General features: G+C 41.9%; 1 protein-coding gene. It reads left to right on the top strand.

What is annotated here, in order from left to right; translation table 11 throughout:
• Positions 1-38 precede the first annotated feature (38 nt).
• On the top strand, positions 39-1,037 hold a 999-nt coding region (locus tag AACS90_RS03080), incomplete at its 3' end, for an IS630 family transposase (protein ID WP_099123661.1).

The following is a 1,037-nucleotide window of genomic DNA, read 5'->3' as shown; positions in this document are numbered from 1 at the left end:
CGCAAAACCAAAAAAACACAAAAAGGAAGGACTGAGTTATGGCCATCGTACCACCAATTCCGCGCAATGAGCGGCGTCAAATGAGAAAAATTGTCCAAAAAACGGCAGATAAAAACTATGCTCGCCGGATTATGGCGATACTCTTGCTACATCAAGGTGCATCTGTGTCTCAAGTCGCCAAAACACTTTGCACCGTGCATTCCTCTGTGTGGCGGTGGATTGATCGCTTTAAGGCACTTGGATGGGCCGGATTGTATCCTTTATCCGCGGGTCGCCATCCTCGCTGGAATTTAACGCCACTTTTGCCCGTTCTGTTTTATTTGTTGGAACATTCACCTCAGCAATTTGGTCATATTCGTTCTCGTTGGAGCCTCTCTTTTTTTATCTTTCAAATCAAAAAATTATTTAATATCAAACTGTCAATCAGCACACTTTACCGATTTTTCTGTAAAAATCGCATTGTATGGCGACGAGCAGCCCCGACATTACAGGTGCCTGACCCTGAATATGATGAAAAAATGAGGCTCATGACCAAAGCGTTATCTCTGGCCTCAGAGAAACATCCCGTGGTTTATGAAGATGAGGTTGATATCCACTTTAATCCTAAAATCGGCGCTGACTGGTATTTTAAAGGACAACAAAAGCGGATTATCACCCCGGGACAAAATCAAAAATACTACATTGCGGGCACTCTTGACGTTCAAACAAAGCACGTTCTCTATACGGGAAGTTCAAAGAAAAATTCACTCTTATTTATTAAAATGCTGGAAGTCTTAAAAAGATATTATCGGGGTGTGAAAACGCTGACCGTGATTTTGGATAATTATTGCATTCATAAAAGCCGCGCAGTTCAGCGTTGGTTGGCTCAAAACCCCACCATTATCCTCTTATTCCTGCCCGTCTACTCGCCTTGGTTGAACAAAATAGAATACTTATGGCACACGTTACATGAAACAGTCACACGTAACCATTGTTGTCGGTATATGTGGCAACTGCTCAGTAATGTGAAAAAATTCTTGAAAAAATCTGCAAATAGA

The sequence above is a fragment of the Xenorhabdus sp. KK7.4 genome (assembly GCF_963876465.1).
Lineage (GTDB): Bacteria > Pseudomonadota > Gammaproteobacteria > Enterobacterales > Enterobacteriaceae > Xenorhabdus > Xenorhabdus stockiae.
Note: the sequence above shows the minus strand (reverse complement) of the source record. Positions and strands in the feature narration are given on the sequence as shown.